Below are 17,176 nucleotides of genomic sequence, written 5' to 3'. Positions count from 1 at the left end.
ACCGTGGTGCGTGGCTGCTCAGCCGATCAGGACTGCGGGGTCTCCCACACGCGGACCCAGTCGACGTACATGTGCTGCGGCAGCTTCTTGTCGTTCATCTCCAGCGCCTCGTAGTCGGAGGCGAGCAGGCTCAGGATGAGGTACTGCTGCTCCTTCGAGACCTGCTTCGAGGTGCGCCAGGTCTCCTTGCCGTCGATGCGGAAGATGATGACGCGGGGCGTCCACTCGACCGAGAACACGTGGTAGTTCTTCGACCAGCCGTCGCGCTTGTTCTTCAGGAACGACTTGGAGTCCTTGATCCACGAGCCGGTCTTGATCAGGCGCTTGCCCTTGTACCAGTGGATGAAGCTCGTCAGGCCGCCCTGCGGGTGCTTGTCGCCGAAGTACTCGATGACGTCGATCTCGTGACCGTCGCTGTTGGGGCTGTTCTCGTCGATCGGCTGCGACCAGAAGCTGGCGTGCTGGCCCTGGCTCTTGTGCATCTTGATGCGGGCCGCTGCGACGCCGTACTTGAAGTCGAACCCGCCCCGGGTGCCCACGTGGCCGTTGAGGCGGTAGGCGATCTTCTTCTTCAGCTTGCGCGACTTCGCCAGGCACTTGCCCTTCTTGTCGCGGTCCTTGATCACGCTCAGGCGCAGGGCGCCGGCGCCGACCTTGACGGCCTTCGGGTCACCCTTGGAGCACTTGCGCTTGCTGGTCGGCTCGTAGTCCTGGCCGCGCATGCTCCACACCGGGCTCAGGCTGGAGCCGGAGAACTCGTCGGTGAAGGTCGGGGTCAGCCACCGCGAGGTGTCGGCGGTCTTGCTGGTGACCTTCTTGAGGCCCTTGAACTTCATCGCGGTGACCCGGTAGGTCACGGCGGCGCCGCCCTTGGAGACGACGGCGGAGAAGTGGGCGCGACCGGACTTCTCCTGCTTGGCGGTGCCGACCTTCTTCCAGGACGACCCGTTGAGCTGCTCGAGGACGACCTTGCGACCGACCTTGACCGGCTTGATCGTCGCGGTGACGCCGGCCTTCGCGGAGTCCGCGCTGGCGGTGCGCTTGCCCTGCTGGACGATCTGCGGGAGCACCTCCAGGGAGATCTTCTGGCTGGCCTTCTTGGTCACCGACGTCGACGCAGGCCGGGCCGCGGAGTCGGTGGCCGAGCCGGTCTCGACCGTGAGGAGCAGGGACGCGGGCAGGAGCAGCGCGGTGACGCTGCCTGCGAGCACGCGGCGTGCAGACATGTAGGACTCTCTTCGTCTCGGGTGCGATTGGTGGTTCCCCCAGGGCACCTACCCGTCGGAGGCTGCCCCACCTTAACCTTCCGTCCCTCCCGTCGGACGATTCGCCGCGAGGTCGGCACGCCTAGGGTGGACGGCATGCGGATCACCAAGTTCGGACACGCCTGCGTGCGGGTCCAGGGCGACGGCGGCGTCGTCGTCATCGACCCCGGGGTGTTCACCGACGTCTCCGCCCTCGACGGCGCGGACGCCGTGCTGATCACCCACGAGCACGCCGACCACATCCATGCCGACCACCTGCGCTCGCGCGACGTGCCCGTCTGGACGATCGCCGCCGTGGAGCGGCTGCTGCACGAGCAGGCGCCCGACGTGGCGGCGCGGGTCACCGTCGTACGCCCCGGTGACCGGCTCGAGGTCGCGGGCACGGCGGTCGAGGTCGTCGGGGAGAAGCACGCGGTGATCCATCCCGACTACGACCGCTTCGACAACTCCGGCTACGTCCTGGAGTCGGGCGGCGCCAGCGTCTACCACCCCGGCGACGCACTGACCCCGCCCGGTCGCGAGGTCGACGTGCTGCTCGCGCCGGTGAGCGCTCCGTGGCTCAAGGTCAGCGAGGCGGTCGACTTCGTGCGCGAGGTCGCCGCGCCGCGGTCGCTGGCGATCCACGACCGCGTCTACAGCGACGTGGGGCTCGAGATGGTCGCCACCCACATGGGCAACCTGCTGCCCGACGGGCAGGCCTACGAGCGCCGCGAGCCCGGTCAGGACCTCTGAGGCGGCTGGGCTCAGCCCGCCTCGAGCGCGTCGCGGACCGGGACGAACTTGGCCTGCGACTCGGCGAGCTCGGCCTCGGGGTCGGAGCTGGCGACGATGCCGCAGCCGGCGAAGAGGCGTACGCCGCTCTCGGTCACCATCGCCGAGCGCAGCGCGATGCCCCACTCGCCGTCACCCGAGGCGTCCATCCAGCCCACCGGGCCGGCGTAGCGGTCGCGGGGCATCCCCTCGATCTCCTCGATCAGGCGGGTCGCCTCGGGGGTCGGGGTGCCGCCCACGGCTGCTGAGGGGTGCAGCGACTCGGCGAGCTGCAGCGAGGTCGCGACGTCGTGGACGACGCCGTTGACGTCGGTCGCCAGGTGCATGACGTTGGGCAGGTGCAGCACGAACGGCGCCTCCGGCACGTTCATCGACGAGCAGTGCGGCTCGAGCGCGTCGGCGACCGAGCGCACGGCGTACTCGTGCTCCTCGAGGTCCTTCGACGACCGCGCCAGGGTCGCAGCCAGCGCGAGGTCGCGCTCGTCGTCTCCCGTGCGCCGGATGGTGCCGGCGAGGACGCGGGAGGTCACCAGGCCCCGCTCGCGCCGCACGAGCATCTCGGGGGTGGCGCCGAAGAGGCCGTCGACGTGGAACGTCCAGCACATCTCGTACTGCGCGGCGAGGCGTCGCAGCGGCCAGCGGACGTCGAGCGGCTCGTCGGTGGTGGCGATCAGGTCGCGGGCGAGGACCACCTTCTCCAGGTCGCCTGCGCCGATGCGGCGCACCGCCTCGGCGACGACCGACATCCACTCCTCGCCGTTGCGGGCGCCGTCGGAGAAGACCAGTCCCGCCGGCGGCGCGGGCGGCTCGGTGGGCGCGAGGACGGGGGCGTCGACCGACACGGTCGTCAGCCACGCGCGGTCGCCGCGGCGACCGACGACGACCTGCGGGATCACGAGCACGGAGTCGCCGGGCTCGTCGGCGAACGCGAACGCGCCGAAGCAGACCGGGCCGGTGCCCGGCTCACCGACGTGGTCCACCACGTCGGCGCGCGCGACGGTCTCCGCCCACCACTTCACCGCGTCGCTGAAGCGGGTCGGGCCCGAGGTCTCCAGACGGGCGGCGACGCCCCAGCCGACCAGGCCCTCGCCACGGCGCAGCCAGCTCACCGGCTGCTCGCGCGGGAGCAGGTCGAGGAGCGGGAGGTCCGCCAGGTCGACCGGGACGGTGCGCACCACGAGGGGCGCAGCAGGTCCGGTGCCGGGTGCGGACGCGGGGGTCGTCACGAGGTGGGAGCCTACGCCGGAGCGCGCAGGGCGGTGACGGGAGATCGGCCAAACCGCGGACAGGAGAGGCGCAGGTCACCTAGGTTGCTGCGACAACCGCCCCCCTCTAGGAGCCCTGCCGTGCCCGTCGACGAACACCCACTCGTCCGGTTGGAGCGGCACGCGCGCAACCGCGCGCTCGAGGTCGCGGTGGTCGAGCAGCGGGACGGGGTCTGGTCCTCGCTGACGTGGAACGAGCTCTACCGTCGTGTCATCGACGGTGCCGCCGGGATGATCGAGGCCGGGGTCCATCCCGGTGAGGTCGTCGTCATCCGCGTCCCGGCCGGCACCCGCCAGCTCGAGCTCGAGCTCGCGACGCGGGTGGCGGGGGCGGTGCCCCTGCTGCTGCCCGACCAGCTCGGCGTCGAGGAGACGGCGCGCCTGCTCGCCCAGGTCCGCGTGCGCCTGGTCGTCGTCGACCACGAGAGCCGCCTGCCCCTGCTGCGCCGTGCCGCCCTCGCCGACGCCCAGCTCTTCGAGTGCGACGACCGCTCCTGGGAGCGCCTGCGCGGCATGGGCCTGGAGCGCCGCAAGCGCCAGCCGGACCTGCTGACCTGGGTGGCCGACGCCCGTAGCGGCGCGCCGTCGGGGGCGGTGCTCGGCCTGCCCCGCGAGAAGAGCCACGCCTGGCTGTTCCGCCCGGAGTCGTCGGGCACCCTGGGCGACCTGGTCGCCGACGACGTCGTGCTGCTGGTGGGCGAGGCGACCGACCGCTTCACCACGGTCGCGCGCGACGCGCACCTCACCTCCGGGTGCACGCTCGCGTGGATCGAGTCGCCCGGCCGGCTCGAGGCCGCGCTCGCGCACGTCGCACCGACCCACGTCCTGCTCGACCACGTCAGCGCCAAGGTCCTGGAGGACCTGCTCGTCGCGGGCACCGTCGGCGGTGCCCCGTGGCACCCGGCACCGCGCGACGTGCTCGACGCCATGTCCGCCCGGGTGGCCGAGGCTCGCCTGGGGTCGCGGGCCAGGAAGCTCGCCGCCGACGTGGTGGCGCTGTGCCCCTGGTGGGGTGGGCGGATCCGTGTCCTGGTGCTCGACGCGCGCGTCAACCGGACGATCAGCGGCCTCGCCACCTCGCTCGGCTTCAAGGTCGGCCGGATCGCCCACCACCCCGCGGTCAAGCTCGAGCTGTCGCGCGAGCACGCTGTCGTCGAGGTCCCTGCGGCGCCCTCGGTCGAGGCGACGTCGGTGTCGCTCCCGCGCCGCGGCCGGGCCGGCGAGGCGCTCGACTCCGCCTTCTCCATCGCCGGCGCGCCGGGCACCTGAGACCGGCTCAGGACCGGTAGACGATCACCCTGTCGCCGATCCGGACCCGGTCGAAGAGCCACGCCACCGCCGGACGGTCGCGCACGTTGACGCACCCGTGCGACGCGCCGTCGTAGCCGTTGGCCGCGAAGTCGGGGGAGTAGTGCACCGCCTGGCCGCCGGAGAAGAACATCGCGAACGGCATCGGGGTGTCGTACAGGCTCGAGACGTGGTCGCGCGACTTGCGGAAGACCGCGAAGGCGCCCTCGCGGGTCGGCAGCTCGTCGGAGCCGAAGCGCACGTCGACCGTCTTGAGCACGACGCCGTCGACGACCCAGCGCAGGGACCGCGACGTCTTGTCCACGCACATCGCGCGGCCCGTCGTGCAGCGCGGGTCCAGCGCGGGACCGGTGGGCACGATGTTGAACAGCTCGGCCCTGGTCGGCGTGCGGGTCATGTCCTTGAGCCGGGTGAGCGTGCGGCGGTCGACCTGGCCGGTCACCGGGATCCGCCGCTTGGCCTGGAAGCCCTCGACGGCGCGCACCGTCGAGCCGGCGTAGCGACCGGTCACCCGGCCGTCGTACCAGCGCACCTGTGCGAGCCGCGCCTGGACCTGGCGGACCCACATGCCGGTGTCGCCGCGCCGGAGCAGCGGGCGACCGGGCGTGTAGACGTTGTGCAGCGCCTCCGTGGTCGGCTCGGTCGTGAGCGAGGTGATCCGGCGCCAGGTGCGCTCGTCGACGACGCCGTCGGCGGGCCAGCCGCGCCGGCGCTGGAAGGTCACCACGCCCGACCGCGTCTCGCGGTCGAAGCGGCTGGTCACGACCTCGGAGTGGAGGTCGAGCTGGTGCAGGCGGCTCTGCAGCTCGCGCACCCGCCAGCCGGTGTCGCCGAAGCGCATCGCGACGAAGTCGGCGCGCGCGGCACCGGCGGCGCTCGACGCGCCGACGACGGACAGGCCGCCCGCGGCGACGAGCAGTGCGAGCAGCAGCGCGCCGAGGCGCTGTGCGGGACGGTGTGGCATGTGGTTCCTCCCCCTGGAGCCATCGAGGACTCGATCATAGGGACGCGGTACGACGGCCCCACGTTGCACGTGCCGTTGATCGGGCGCCTACGCTCACCGCGTGGCCCGCGCTGACCTGGACAAGCAACCGACCGACGTACGTCGCATGTTCGACACCGTGGCCAGGCGCTACGACCTGACCAACGACCTGATGACGGCCGGCATCCAGCGCAGCTGGCGCCGCTCCATGGTCGACGCCGTCGCTCCGCAGCCCGGCGACCTCGTCCTCGACCTCGCCGCCGGCACCGGCTGCTCCAGCGAGCCCTTCTTCGACCGCGGCGCGACCGCGGTGCCGTGCGACTTCTCCGTCGGCATGCTGCAGCAGGGCAAGAAGGACCGTCCCACCCTGCCCTTCGTCGCCGGCGACGGCACCCGGCTGCCGTTCCTCGACGACACGTTCGACGCGGTGACGATCTCCTACGGACTGCGCAACTTCGTCGACCCCGTCGCAGGTCTGCGCGAGATGCTGCGGGTGACCCGCCCGGGCGGACGCCTGGTGGTGTGCGAGTTCAGCACGCCGACCAACGGCGCGCTGCGCAGCGTCTACATGGACGGCTTCATGCGCGCGCTGCCCGCGATCGCCTCGCTCACCGCCAGCGCCGCGGACGCCTACGTCTACCTCGCCGAGTCGATCCGCGCCTGGCCCGACCAGGCCGGGCTCGCCGAGCTGGTCGCGGAGGCGGGCTGGCAGCGGCCCGAGTGGCGCAACCTCACCGGCGGCATCGTCGCGCTGCACCGCGCCACCGCCTGAGCCGCGACCCAATTAGGGCACGCCTGCGTCACCTAAATCCGCAGGTCAGACCCGCAATCGCGGCCCCCGGTCTGGTCCGGACCCCCACGTGACGTACGTGACACCCGAGTCCTAGACTGTGGCACGCGCCACTCGTGAAGCCATTCACAAAGTCACATTCTCCGTGACGGGCGCGCAGGTCCACCGGAAGGGAAGCGATGGAGCTCTACACGCCGATCCTGGCGCTGGCACTCCTGGCGACGGGCTTTGCGGTCTTCTCCGTGATCATGAGCGCCGTCATCGGGCCCAAGCGCTACAACAGGGCCAAGCTCGACTCCTACGAGTGCGGCATCGAGCCGACGCCGCAGCCGATCGGAGGCGGCAGGATCCCGGTGAAGTACTTCATCACCGCGATGCTCTTCATCATCTTCGACATCGAGATCATCTTCCTCTACCCGTGGGCCGTCCACTTCGACCAGATGGCGCTGTTCGGCCTCGTCGAGATGGTCCTCTTCATCGCGACTGTGTTCGTGGCCTACGCCTACGTGTGGCGCCGCGGCGGACTTGACTGGGACTGAACCATGGGACTTGAAGAGAAGCTGCCGTCCGGCGTCCTGCTGACCACGGTCGAGGGCGTCGCCGGCTACATGCGCAAGGCGTCGTTCTGGCCGGCCACCTTCGGCCTGGCCTGCTGCGCCATCGAGATGATGACAACCGGCGGCCCGAAGTACGACCTCGCCCGCTACGGCATGGAGGTGTTCCGGGCCAGCCCGCGCCAGGCCGACCTGATGATCGTCGCCGGTCGCGTCAGCCAGAAGATGGCCCCGGTCCTGCGCCAGATCTACGACCAGATGCCCGAGCCCAAGTGGGTGCTCGCGATGGGCGTGTGCGCCTCGTCGGGCGGCATGTTCAACAACTACGCGATCGTTCAGGGCGTCGACCACGTCGTGCCCGTCGACATGTACCTCCCCGGCTGCCCGCCGCGCCCGGAGATGCTCATCGACGCGATCCTCAAGCTGCACGACCAGGTGCAGCAGACCAAGCTGGGCGCCAACCGGCGCGACGAGGTCGCCGAGCTCGAGACCGCCGCGCTGCGTGCCCTGCCCACCTCGGAGATGAAGGGCCTGCTCCGGTGAGCGACGACACGACCGACGACAAGACCGACGCCAACGAGAGCGCCCGGCCCGTCGAGGAGCGCAACCTCGAGAAGGCCAAGGCCGAGACCGGCGCCGGCAGCGGTGTCGCGCAGCCGGCTCCCGAGCAGTCCCCGGAGAACGTCCCCGCCCCGACCGGCGAGGTGCGCGCGGTCGGCGCCCGCCACGGCATGTTCGGCGTCTCCGGCACCGGCGACACCTCCGGCTACGGGGGCCTGGTCAGCGCCACGGTCTTCCCTGCCCCGTCGCAGAAGCCCTACGGCGGTTGGTTCGACGAGGTCGCGGGCGCGCTCGAGGCGCGCCTGGAGGCGACCGAGCTCACGTCGGCCATCGAGAGCGTCGTGGTCCACCGCGGCGAGATCACCTTCCACGTGCGCCGCGAGGACCTGCCCTTCGTGGCGCAGATGCTGCGCGACGACGAGGCGCTGCGCTTCGAGTTCTGCTCGGGCGTCAGCGGGGTGCACTACCCCGAGGACACCGGTCGCGAGCTGCACGCCGTCTACCACCTGACGTCGATGACCCACAACCGGCGGATCCGCCTCGAGGTGACCGCGCCGGACAGCGACCCGCACCTGCCGAGCCTGGTGAGCATCTACCCCACGCTCGACTGGCACGAGCGCGAGACGTACGACATGTTCGGGCTGATCTTCGACGGTCACCCCGCTCTGACCCGGGTGCTCATGCCGGACGACTGGCCGGGCCACCCGCAGCGCAAGGACTACCCGCTCGGCGGCATCCCCGTCGAGTACAAGGGCGGCTCCATCCCTCCGCCGGACCAGCGCAGGAGCTACAACTGACATGACCACCGAGCAGGACTTCTACGCCGCGCCCGGCGACACCAGCCAGGGTCGCGTCTTCACCGTGACCGGCCAGGACTGGGACTCGATCACGCAGAGCATCGGCGAGTCCGCCGACGAGCGCGTGGTGGTCAACATGGGCCCGCAGCACCCGTCCACCCACGGCGTGCTCCGCCTCATCCTCGAGCTCGAGGGCGAGACGGTCACCGAGGCCCGGTGCGGCATCGGCTACCTCCACACCGGCATCGAGAAGAACATGGAGTTCCGCTCCTGGGTGCAGGGCGTGACCTTCTGCACCCGGATGGACTACCTGTCCCCGTTCTTCAACGAGGCGACCTACGTCCTGGGCGTCGAGCGCCTGCTCGACATCGAGGACGACGTCCCGGAGAAGGCGCAGGTCATGCGCGTGCTCCTGATGGAGCTCAACCGCATCTCCTCGCACCTCGTGGCGATCGCGACCGGCGGCATGGAGATCGGGGCCCTGACGGTCATGACGATCGGCTTCCGCGAGCGCGAGCTGGTGCTCGACCTCTTCGAGCTGATCACGGGCCTGCGGATGAACCACGCGTTCATCCGTCCCGGTGGCGTCGCGCAGGACCTCCCGCCCGGCGCGCTCGACGAGATCCGTGACTTCGTCGCCCTGATGAAGAAGCGCCTGCCCGAGTACGCCGCGCTCTGCAACGCCAACCCGATCTTCAAGGGCCGGCTCGAGGGCGTGGGCCACCTCGACCTCGCCGGGTGCATGGCGCTCGGCCTCACCGGACCGGTGCTCCGCTCGACCGGCTACGCCTGGGACCTGCGCAAGACGCAGCCCTACTGCGGCTACGAGGACTACGACTTCGAGGTCCAGACCTGGGACACCGCCGACTCCTACGGCCGGTTCCGCATCCGCCTCAACGAGATGTGGGAGTCGCTCAAGATCGTCGAGCAGTGCGCCGAGCGCCTCGCCGGCCTCGAGGGCGCGCCCGTCATGGTGGCCGACAAGAAGATCGCCTGGCCCAGCCAGCTGGCCATCGGCAGCGACGGCATGGGCAACAGCCTCGACCACATCCGCCACATCATGGGCGAGTCGATGGAGGCGCTGATCCACCACTTCAAGCTGGTGACCGAGGGCTTCCGCGTCCCGGCCGGCCAGGCGTACGTCCCGGTCGAGTCGCCCCGCGGCGAGCTGGGCGCCCACGTCGTCTCCGACGGCGGCACGCGTCCGTTCCGCGCGCACTTCCGTGACCCGTCCTTCACCAACCTGCAGGCGACGAGCGTGATGAGCGAGGGCGGCATGGTCGCCGACGTCATCGTCGCGATCGCCTCGATCGACCCCGTGATGGGAGGCGTCGACCGATGAGTCTGGACGACAACACCTGGGGCGAGCTGCGCGAGATCGCCGCCCGCTACCCCGAGGCCCGCTCCGGCCTGCTCCCGATGCTGCACCTCGTGCAGTCGGTCGAGGGCCGGGTCACCCCCGAGGGCATCGAGGCCTGCGCCGAGATCCTCGGCATCAGTGCCGCCGAGGTCAACGGCGTGGCGACCTTCTACACGATGTACAAGCGCAAGCCCGTCGGCGACTACCACGTCGGCGTGTGCACCAACACGCTGTGCGCGGTGATGGGCGGCGACCTGATCTTCGAGCGGCTCAAGGACCACCTCGACGTCGGCAACGACGAGACCACCGAGGACGGGAAGATCACCCTCGAGCACATCGAGTGCAACGCGGCCTGCGACTACGCCCCGGTGATGATGGTCAACTGGGAGTTCATGGACAACCAGACCCCCGAGTCGGCCGTCCAGGTCGTCGACGACCTCCGCGAGGGTCGCGAGGTCCACTCGACCCGCGGACCGCGGCTGTGCACCTGGCGCGAGGCCGAGCGGGTGCTCGCCGGCTTCCCCGACGACCGCGCCGACGAGGGTCCGGCCGCCGGTCCCGCGTCGCTGGCGGGTCTGAAGATCGCCCGTGAGAAGGGCTGGACGGCTCCGGAGGTAGACAAGTGACGACCCTGACACCGGTCCTGACCGACAACTGGGACACCGAGCGCGCCTGGACGCTCGCGGCGTACGAGGAGCGCGGTGGCTACGCGGCCCTCGACAAGGCGTTCGCGATGGCTCCCGACGACGTGATCGCCGCGGTCAAGGAGTCCGGCCTGCGCGGTCGCGGCGGCGCAGGCTTCCCCACCGGCATGAAGTGGGGCTTCATCCCGCAGGACAACCCGAGGCCGAAGTACCTCGTGGTCAACGCCGACGAGTCCGAGCCGGGCACCTGCAAGGACATCCCGCTCATGATGGCCAGCCCCCACACGCTGGTCGAGGGCGTCATCGTCAGCTCCTACGCCATCCGCGCCAACACCGCGTTCATCTACGTCCGTGGCGAGGTGCTCCACGTGATCCGCCGCCTGCAGCGCGCGGTCCAGGAGGCCTACCTGGCCGGCCACCTCGGCAAGAACATCCACGGCTCGGGCTACGACCTCGACCTGGTCGTGCACGCCGGTGCCGGTGCCTACATCTGCGGCGAGGAGACGGCGCTGCTCGAGGGCCTCGAGGGCCGTCGCGGCCAGCCCCGCCTGCGCCCGCCGTTCCCCGCGGTCGCCGGCCTCTACGCCAGCCCCACGGTCATCAACAACGTCGAGTCGATCGCGTCCGTGCCGAGCATCATCGTCAACGGCCCGGAGTGGTTCGCCGGGATGGGCACCGAGAAGTCCAACGGGTTCGGCATCTTCAGCCTGTCGGGCCACGTGAGGACGCCCGGCCAGTACGAGGCGCCGCTGGGCATCACCCTGCGCGAGCTCATCGACATGGCCGGTGGCATGCGCGAGGGCCACGAGCTGAAGTTCTGGACGCCCGGCGGCTCGAGCACCCCGCTCCTGACGCCCGAGCACCTCGACGTGCCCCTCGACTTCGAGTCGGTCGGCGCGGCCGGCTCGATGCTCGGCACGCGTGCGCTCCAGCTCTTCGACGAGACCACCTGCGTGGTCCGCGCCGTGCTGCGCTGGACCGAGTTCTACAAGCACGAGTCGTGCGGCAAGTGCACGCCGTGCCGCGAGGGCACCTGGTGGCTGACGCAGACCATGGCGCGCCTGGAGAAGGGCGAGGGGACCGAGGCCGACCTCGACGTGCTGCTCGACCAGTGCGACAACATCCTGGGTCGCGCCTTCTGCGCCTTGGGTGACGGCGCGACCAGCCCGATCACTAGCTCGATCCAGTACTTCCGCGACGAGTACCTCGCGCACCTCACCCATGGGGGCTGCCCGTTCGACCCGGCCGCCTCGACCGCCTTCCCCTCCTCGATGACCACTGCGGCTGGAGCCACTGCATGACCACCACTCCCGAGCGTACGGAGGTCGAGACCGTCACGCTGACGATCGACGGCGTCCAGGTGAGCGTCCCCAAGGACACCCTGGTGATCCGCGCCGCCGAGCAGGTCGGCGTGCAGATCCCGCGCTTCTGCGACCACCCGCTGCTCGACCCGGTCGGCGCGTGCCGCCAGTGCCTGGTCGACATCCCCGACGCCGGCAACGGCCGTGGCTTCCCCAAGCCGCAGGCCTCCTGCACCCTGCCGGTCGCCGAGGGCATGGTCGTCAACACGCAGGCGACCAGCGAGGTCGCCGACAAGGCCCAGCAGGGGGTCATGGAGTTCCTCCTGATCAACCACCCGCTCGACTGCCCGGTCTGCGACAAGGGTGGCGAGTGCCCCCTGCAGAACCAGGCCATGAGCAACGGTCGGGGCGAGAGCCGCTTCGCCGAGACCGGTGGGGTCAAGCGCACCTTCCCCAAGCCGATCAACATCTCCGCGCAGGTCCTGCTCGACCGCGAGCGCTGCGTGCTGTGTGCGCGCTGCACGCGCTTCTCCGAGCAGATCGCCGGCGACCCGTTCATCGCCCTCGCCGAGCGTGGCGCGCTGCAGCAGGTCGCGATCTACGAGCGCGAGCCCTATGAGAGCTACTTCTCCGGCAACGCCATCCAGATCTGCCCGGTCGGCGCGCTCACCTCGGCCGACTACCGCTTCCGCTCGCGCCCCTTCGACCTCGTCTCCACCCCCGGTGTGGCCGAGCACGACGCGTGCGGTGCTGCGATCCGCATCGACCACCGGCGCGGCAAGGTCATGCGCCGCCTCGCCGGCAACGACCCCGAGGTCAACGAGGAGTGGATCAGCGACAAGGACCGCTTCGCGTTCCGCTACGCCCAGGTCGAGGACCGGATCACCTACCCGCAGGTCCGCGAGGACGGTGTGCTGCGCCCGGCCTCGTGGCCCGAGGCCTTCGCCGTCGCCGCCCGCGGGCTCCGCGACGCCGGCGCCTCCGCGGTCCTCACGGGTGGTCGCCTGACCGCCGAGGACGCCTACGCCTACGCGAAGTTCGCCCGTGTGGCGCTCGACACCAACGACGTCGACTTCCGTGCCCGCCCGCACAGCGCCGAGGAGGCCAGCTTCCTGGCCTCGCACGTCGCGCTGTCCGGCGACGTGACCTACGCCGACCTCGAGGCCGCGCCGGTCGTGGTGCTCCTCGGCCTCGAGCCCGAGGACGAGGCCGCCACGATCTTCCTGCGGCTGCGCAAGGCCGCCAAGCGCGGTCGTACGCAGGTCGTGTCCGTCGCGCCCTTCACCTCGCGCGGCCTGGCCAAGATGCGCGGGCGGCTCGTGCCGGCCGCCCCCGGTGCCGAGGTCGAGGCCATCGGCTCGCTCAGGGACGCCGAGCACGGGATCACCAAGGACGCGATCATCCTCGTCGGCGAGCGCCTCGCCCAGACCCACGGCGCGCTCAGCGCCGCCGCCGACCTCGCCGCCGGCACGGGAGCCCGCCTCGCGTGGGTGCCGCGCCGCGCCGGCGACCGCGGTGCGGTCGAGGCCGGTGCCCTTCCCACGCTCCTGCCCGGCGGACGTCCCGTCGGCGAGGCGTCGGCCCGCGTCGACGTGGCGGCCGCGTGGGGCGTCCAGACGCTCCCTGCGAAGCCCGGACGTGACGGCAACGCCATCGTCGCCGCCCTCGTCAAGGGTGACCTCGGCGGCGTGGTTGTCGGTGGCGTGGACCCCGACGACACCGCCGACCCGGCCGCCTTCCGCGCCGCCCTCGACGCGGCCGGCTTCGTGGTCAGCCTCGAGCTGCGCGAGACCGACGTGACCCGGGTGGCCGACGTCGTCCTGCCCGTCGCGCCCGTCGCCGACAAGGCCGGGACGTTCGTGACGTGGGACGGTCGTGCCCGCTCGTTCGACGCCGTCTTCGAGAACCCGGCCTCGCTGCCCGACCTGCGCGTCCTCGCCGGCATCGCCGACGAGCTCGCCGCCGGGGGCACCGGGCGCTCGCTCGGCTTCCGTACGGTCGCCGAGGTCCGCGCGGAGATGCAGGCGCTCGGCCCGTGGGACGGTCCGCGGCCCGCGCTCGACGCCGGCAAGGCGCCCAAGCCCCCCAAGGCGCCGCGCAAGGGGGAGACGCCCCTCGCGCTCGCCACCTGGAAGCAGCTGGTCGACCTCGGGTCGATGCAGGACGGCGAGCAGCACCTGCGCGCCACCGCCCGCACCCCGGTCGCCCGCGTCAGCCGCGGGACCTACGAGTCGGTCCTCGGGATGCTCGAGGCACAGCCGGCCGGCGAGCAGCTCGCCACGATCACCGGTGACCGGGGCAGCGTGACGCTGCCGGTCGTGGTCGCCGACCTGCCCGACGGCGTGGTCTGGGTCCCGGCCCGGTCCTTCGGTCGCGGCGTCCTCGCCGACCTGGCCTCGCCCGGCAGCCCGGTCACCCTGAAGGGAGCCTCCCGATGATGGGCACAGTGATGAGCATCCTGCCGCTCGCGGCGGACCTGCCCGACCCGGACCTGGCCCAGTTCGGCCAGGACCCGTGGTGGGTGATCCTGCTCAAGGCCGTCCTGATCTTCCTGGTGCTGGTGCTGCTGACGCTGTTCAACATCTGGTTCGAGCGTCGGGTCGTGGCCCGGATGCAGCACCGCGTCGGGCCCAACGTGCACGGTCCCTTCGGCCTGCTGCAGTCGCTGGCCGACGGCGTGAAGCTGGCGCTGAAGGAGGACATCATCCCCAAGGCGGCCGACAAGGTCGTCTTCCTCCTGGCCCCGGTCATCGCGGTCGTGCCCGCCTTCGTCACCTGGGCGGTCATCCCGTTCGGGCCCGAGGTCAACTTCTTCGGCCACCAGACCCCGCTGCAGCTCACCGACATGCCGGTCGCGGTCCTCTTCATGCTCGCCATCGCCTCGATCGGCATCTACGGCATCGTGCTGGGCGGCTGGTCGTCCGGCTCGACGTACTCGCTGCTCGGTGGCCTGCGCTCGAGCGCGCAGATGATCTCCTACGAGGTCGCGATGGGCCTCGCGCTCGTGGCGGTCTTCCTCTACGCCGGGTCGATGTCGACCTCCGAGATCGTCGCAGCCCAGGACGACCTCTGGTTCGGCCTGATCCTGCTGCCGTCCTTCGTCATCTACGTCATCTCGATGGTCGGCGAGACCAACCGCGCGCCCTTCGACCTCCCCGAGGCCGAGGGCGAGCTGGTCGGCGGCTTCCACACCGAGTACTCCAGCCTGAAGTTCGCGCTGTTCTTCCTGGCCGAGTACATCAACCTCGCGACCGTGTCGGCCATCGCCACGACGCTGTTCCTCGGCGGGTGGGCCGCTCCGTGGGGCATCGAGAACGTGTGGGAGGGCGCCAACAGCGGCTACTGGCCGGTGCTGTGGTTCTTCGGCAAGGTCTTCTGCTTCATCTTCCTGTTCGTCTGGCTGCGCGGCTCGCTGCCCCGCATGCGCTACGACCAGTTCATGGCGCTGGGCTGGAAGGTCCTCATCCCGGTCTCGCTGGCCTGGATCGTGGCCGTGGCCACCATCCGCGTCATCTCGCTCGAGGGCAACATCGACCGCACCTACCTCGTCGCCGCGATAGCCGTCCTGCTCGTGCTGACCGTCGGGCTGATGTTCGTCGGCGAGAAGGAGACCGAGGAGGAGCCTGCGGAGGTCCGCGAGGAGCCGCACGACGCCTTCGCCGGCGGGTACCCCGTCCCGCCGATGCCGGCGGGAGGTGCCGTACGCGGTGCCGCCGCGCCGCTGACGTTCGCCCACTCACCGGGGGGACGCACCACCGTCACCGCTGCAGCGGAGGAGAACCCCGACCATGAGTGAGTCCTCTCAGAATCCCGGTCAGAAATCCGGGCAGTCCAAGGGGGTCGCCAAGGGGGCCAAGGAGAGCTTCTGGGACCCGATCGCCGGGTTCGGCGTCACCTTCCGGACGATGTTCAAGAAGGTCGTCACCGAGCAGTACCCCTTCGAGAAGCTGCCCACGGCGCCCCGCTTCCACGGCCGGCACCAGCTCAACCGCTGGCCCGACGGCCTGGAGAAGTGCATCGGCTGCGAGCTGTGCGCGTGGGCCTGCCCGGCCGACGCGATCTACGTCGAGGGTGCCTCGAACAGCGACGCGCCGGACGCCGACGGCAACAGCCAGCGCTTCAGCCCCGGCGAGCGCTACGGCCGCGTATACCAGATCAACTACCTACGCTGCATCCTGTGCGGGCTGTGCATCGAGGCGTGCCCGACGCGTGCGCTGACGATGACCAACGAGTACGAGCTGGCCGACACCAACCGTGCCGACCTGATCTACGAGAAGGCCGACCTGCTGGCCCCGCTGCTGCCGGGCATGGAGCAGCCGCCCCACCCGATGCGCCTCGGCGACGACGAGGGCGACTACTACAGGGGGACCACGCGATGACGTTCTGGATCCTCGCCCCGATCATGGTCGCCGCCGCGCTCGGCATCCTGTTCGTCCGCAAGGCCGTGCACGCCGCGCTGCTGCTGGCCGTGGTGATGATCAGCCTGGCGTTCCTCTACGCCGTGCTCGACGCCCCGTTCCTCTTCGCGGTGCAGATCATCGTCTACACCGGCGCCATCCTCATGCTGTTCCTGTTCGTGATGATGCTGATCGGCGTCGACGCAGCCGACTCGGTCGTGGAGACGATCCGCGGCCAGCGGGTGATGGCGGTCGTCCTGGGCCTGGCGTTCGGCACCGTGCTGGTGCTCGGCATCAGCCAGGTGACCTTCGGCGTGGTCGTCGGCCTCGACGAGGCCAACGCCGGCGGCAACGTGCCGGCCATCGCCAACATCCTGTTCTCCCGCTACGTGTTCGCCTTCGAGGCGACCAGTGCCCTGCTCATCACCGCCGCCCTCGGCGCGATGGTGCTCGCCCACCGCGAGCGCCTCACCCCCAAGGCCGGTCAGGCCGCGCTCGCAGCACAGCGCATGCGTGACTACGCCGAGCACGGCAAGCCCCTCGGGCCGCTGCCCTCGCCCGGTGTGTACGCCCGCCACAACGCGGTCGACACCCCCGCGCTGCTGCCGGACGGCACCGCCGCCGAGTCGTCGGTCTCGCGGGTGCTCGCCGCCCGCGGCACGGTGCGGTCGGCACCGGCGCTCGCCGACGACATCGACGACGTGCGCCGCCAGATCGCCCGCTTCGACGGTGACGACCCGACCGCCATGCCCGAGACCTCCGGCAAGGCCGGCGCGCCCGCGACCACGGAAGAGGACGTGCAGAAGTGACCCAGTACATCGTCCTGTCGGCAATCCTCTTCACGATCGGCTGCGTCGGCGTCCTCACGCGGCGCAACGCGATCGTGGTGTTCATGTGCGTCGAGCTCATGCTCAACGCCTGCAACCTGGCGTTCGTCGCCTTCGCCCGCCAGCACGGCAACCTCGACGGCCAGATCACCGCGTTCTTCGTGATGGTCGTGGCTGCCGCCGAGGTCGTCATCGGGCTCGCGATCATCATGACCATCTTCCGCACCCGACGCTCGGCCTCGGTCGACGACGCCAGCCTGCTGAAGTACTGAGGGAGCGCTCGTGAACCTGTTGTCCCACTCGGTGCTGCTTGCCGGCCTGCCCATGGCCGAGGAAGGAGCCACCGCACCCGTG

At 70.8% G+C, this 17,176-nt stretch carries 17 protein-coding genes; 14 read left to right on the top strand and 3 right to left on the bottom strand.

Annotated elements, in window-relative coordinates; translation table 11 throughout:
- Window positions 1-26: 26 nt before the first annotated feature.
- The gene (locus IE200_RS05785) at window positions 27-1,226 is read right to left on the bottom strand and encodes a glycoside hydrolase family 16 protein (RefSeq protein ID WP_191278443.1); all 1,200 of its coding nucleotides are present in this window, start codon (window positions 1,224-1,226) and stop codon (window positions 27-29) included.
- A gap of 135 nt (window positions 1,227-1,361) precedes the next feature.
- On the opposite strand from IE200_RS05785, the gene IE200_RS05780 reads away from it, so the two are divergent.
- Complete coding sequence (locus tag IE200_RS05780) at window positions 1,362-1,997, top strand: MBL fold metallo-hydrolase (RefSeq protein WP_191278442.1); 636 nt, start codon at window positions 1,362-1,364, stop codon at window positions 1,995-1,997.
- Window positions 1,998-2,008: 11 nt separating this feature from the next.
- On the opposite strand, the gene IE200_RS05775 is transcribed toward IE200_RS05780, so the two are convergent.
- On the bottom strand, window positions 2,009-3,262 hold the full coding sequence (locus IE200_RS05775; protein ID WP_191278441.1) for an isochorismate synthase: 1,254 nt from the start codon (window positions 3,260-3,262) through the stop codon (window positions 2,009-2,011).
- A 120-nt stretch (window positions 3,263-3,382) separates the two neighbouring features.
- Here IE200_RS05775 and IE200_RS05770 point away from each other — a divergent pair, with 120 nt between their 5' ends.
- Window positions 3,383-4,570 (top strand): AMP-binding protein, encoded by a 1,188-nt coding sequence (locus IE200_RS05770; protein ID WP_191278440.1) that lies wholly within the window; start codon window positions 3,383-3,385, stop codon window positions 4,568-4,570.
- A 7-nt stretch (window positions 4,571-4,577) separates the two neighbouring features.
- Here IE200_RS05770 and IE200_RS05765 read toward each other — a convergent pair whose 3' ends face one another.
- On the bottom strand, window positions 4,578-5,573 hold the full coding sequence (locus tag IE200_RS05765) for a L,D-transpeptidase family protein (RefSeq protein WP_229856164.1): 996 nt from the start codon (window positions 5,571-5,573) through the stop codon (window positions 4,578-4,580).
- Window positions 5,574-5,673: 100 nt separating this feature from the next.
- Between IE200_RS05765 and IE200_RS05760 the strand changes: the two genes are divergently transcribed.
- The 12 genes from IE200_RS05760 to nuoK all read left to right on the top strand — a co-directional run bounded on the left by IE200_RS05760 (window position 5,674) and on the right by nuoK (window position 17,094).
- On the top strand, window positions 5,674-6,363 hold the full coding sequence (locus IE200_RS05760; protein ID WP_191278439.1) for a demethylmenaquinone methyltransferase: 690 nt from the start codon (window positions 5,674-5,676) through the stop codon (window positions 6,361-6,363).
- A gap of 197 nt (window positions 6,364-6,560) precedes the next feature.
- The gene (locus tag IE200_RS05755) at window positions 6,561-6,920 is read left to right on the top strand and encodes an NADH-quinone oxidoreductase subunit A (protein WP_191278438.1); all 360 of its coding nucleotides are present in this window, start codon (window positions 6,561-6,563) and stop codon (window positions 6,918-6,920) included.
- Between the two features lie 3 nt (window positions 6,921-6,923).
- Window positions 6,924-7,478 (top strand): NuoB/complex I 20 kDa subunit family protein, encoded by a 555-nt coding sequence (locus IE200_RS05750; RefSeq protein ID WP_191278437.1) that lies wholly within the window; start codon window positions 6,924-6,926, stop codon window positions 7,476-7,478.
- Entirely contained in the window at window positions 7,475-8,293 is an 819-nt protein-coding gene (locus IE200_RS05745; protein WP_191278436.1) for an NADH-quinone oxidoreductase subunit C, read from the top strand. The genes IE200_RS05750 and IE200_RS05745 overlap by 4 nt, the downstream gene beginning before the upstream one ends.
- 1 nt (window position 8,294) lies before the next feature.
- Window positions 8,295-9,635: an NADH-quinone oxidoreductase subunit D gene (locus IE200_RS05740; RefSeq protein WP_191278435.1), complete on the top strand. Its 1,341-nt coding sequence runs from the start codon at window positions 8,295-8,297 to the stop codon at window positions 9,633-9,635.
- Window positions 9,632-10,279, top strand: a complete 648-nt coding sequence (gene nuoE, locus IE200_RS05735) for an NADH-quinone oxidoreductase subunit NuoE (protein WP_191278434.1) — start codon at window positions 9,632-9,634, stop codon at window positions 10,277-10,279. The genes IE200_RS05740 and nuoE overlap by 4 nt, the downstream gene beginning before the upstream one ends.
- Entirely contained in the window at window positions 10,276-11,598 is a 1,323-nt protein-coding gene (gene nuoF, locus IE200_RS05730) for an NADH-quinone oxidoreductase subunit NuoF (RefSeq protein ID WP_191278433.1), read from the top strand. Before nuoE ends, nuoF begins: the two co-directional genes overlap by 4 nt.
- A complete protein-coding gene (locus IE200_RS05725; RefSeq protein WP_191278432.1) occupies window positions 11,595-14,036 on the top strand; it encodes an NADH-quinone oxidoreductase subunit G in 2,442 nt (813 codons plus the stop codon). Before nuoF ends, IE200_RS05725 begins: the two co-directional genes overlap by 4 nt.
- Window positions 14,036-15,394: an NADH-quinone oxidoreductase subunit NuoH gene (nuoH, locus tag IE200_RS05720; RefSeq protein ID WP_191278431.1), complete on the top strand. Its 1,359-nt coding sequence runs from the start codon at window positions 14,036-14,038 to the stop codon at window positions 15,392-15,394. Before IE200_RS05725 ends, nuoH begins: the two co-directional genes overlap by 1 nt.
- On the top strand, window positions 15,387-15,977 hold the full coding sequence (gene nuoI / locus IE200_RS05715; protein ID WP_191278430.1) for an NADH-quinone oxidoreductase subunit NuoI: 591 nt from the start codon (window positions 15,387-15,389) through the stop codon (window positions 15,975-15,977). Before nuoH ends, nuoI begins: the two co-directional genes overlap by 8 nt.
- Window positions 15,974-16,804 carry an NADH-quinone oxidoreductase subunit J gene (locus IE200_RS05710; RefSeq protein WP_191278429.1) on the top strand — a complete coding sequence of 277 codons (831 nt, stop codon included), beginning with the start codon at window positions 15,974-15,976 and terminating at the stop codon, window positions 16,802-16,804. Before nuoI ends, IE200_RS05710 begins: the two co-directional genes overlap by 4 nt.
- Window positions 16,801-17,094 carry an NADH-quinone oxidoreductase subunit NuoK gene (nuoK, locus tag IE200_RS05705; protein WP_129456153.1) on the top strand — a complete coding sequence of 98 codons (294 nt, stop codon included), beginning with the start codon at window positions 16,801-16,803 and terminating at the stop codon, window positions 17,092-17,094. Before IE200_RS05710 ends, nuoK begins: the two co-directional genes overlap by 4 nt.
- Window positions 17,095-17,176 lie beyond the last annotated feature (82 nt).

This window comes from Nocardioides flavus (ex Wang et al. 2016), assembly GCF_014653115.1.
Classification (GTDB): Bacteria; Actinomycetota; Actinomycetes; order Propionibacteriales; family Nocardioidaceae; genus Nocardioides; species Nocardioides flavus.
The sequence above is the reverse complement of the archived record's forward strand: the minus strand, read 5'-3'. Positions and strand labels throughout refer to the sequence as shown.

Excerpts from the sequence above, each read along its gene's own strand:
- IE200_RS05785 (WP_191278443.1), bottom strand. The coding sequence starts at position 1,226 with ATGTCTGCACGCCGCGTGCTCGCAGGCAGCGTCACCGCGCTGCTCCTG.
- IE200_RS05780 (WP_191278442.1), top strand. The coding sequence starts at position 1,362 with ATGCGGATCACCAAGTTCGGACACGCCTGCGTGCGGGTCCAGGGCGAC.
- IE200_RS05765 (WP_229856164.1), bottom strand. The coding sequence starts at position 5,573 with ATGCCACACCGTCCCGCACAGCGCCTCGGCGCGCTGCTGCTCGCACTG.
- IE200_RS05755 (WP_191278438.1), top strand. The coding sequence starts at position 6,561 with ATGGAGCTCTACACGCCGATCCTGGCGCTGGCACTCCTGGCGACGGGC.
- IE200_RS05750 (WP_191278437.1), top strand. The coding sequence starts at position 6,924 with ATGGGACTTGAAGAGAAGCTGCCGTCCGGCGTCCTGCTGACCACGGTC.
- IE200_RS05740 (WP_191278435.1), top strand. The coding sequence starts at position 8,295 with ATGACCACCGAGCAGGACTTCTACGCCGCGCCCGGCGACACCAGCCAG.
- nuoE (WP_191278434.1), top strand. The coding sequence starts at position 9,632 with ATGAGTCTGGACGACAACACCTGGGGCGAGCTGCGCGAGATCGCCGCC.
- IE200_RS05725 (WP_191278432.1), top strand. The coding sequence starts at position 11,595 with ATGACCACCACTCCCGAGCGTACGGAGGTCGAGACCGTCACGCTGACG.
- nuoH (WP_191278431.1), top strand. The coding sequence starts at position 14,036 with ATGGGCACAGTGATGAGCATCCTGCCGCTCGCGGCGGACCTGCCCGAC.
- nuoI (WP_191278430.1), top strand. The coding sequence starts at position 15,387 with ATGAGTGAGTCCTCTCAGAATCCCGGTCAGAAATCCGGGCAGTCCAAG.
- IE200_RS05710 (WP_191278429.1), top strand. The coding sequence starts at position 15,974 with ATGACGTTCTGGATCCTCGCCCCGATCATGGTCGCCGCCGCGCTCGGC.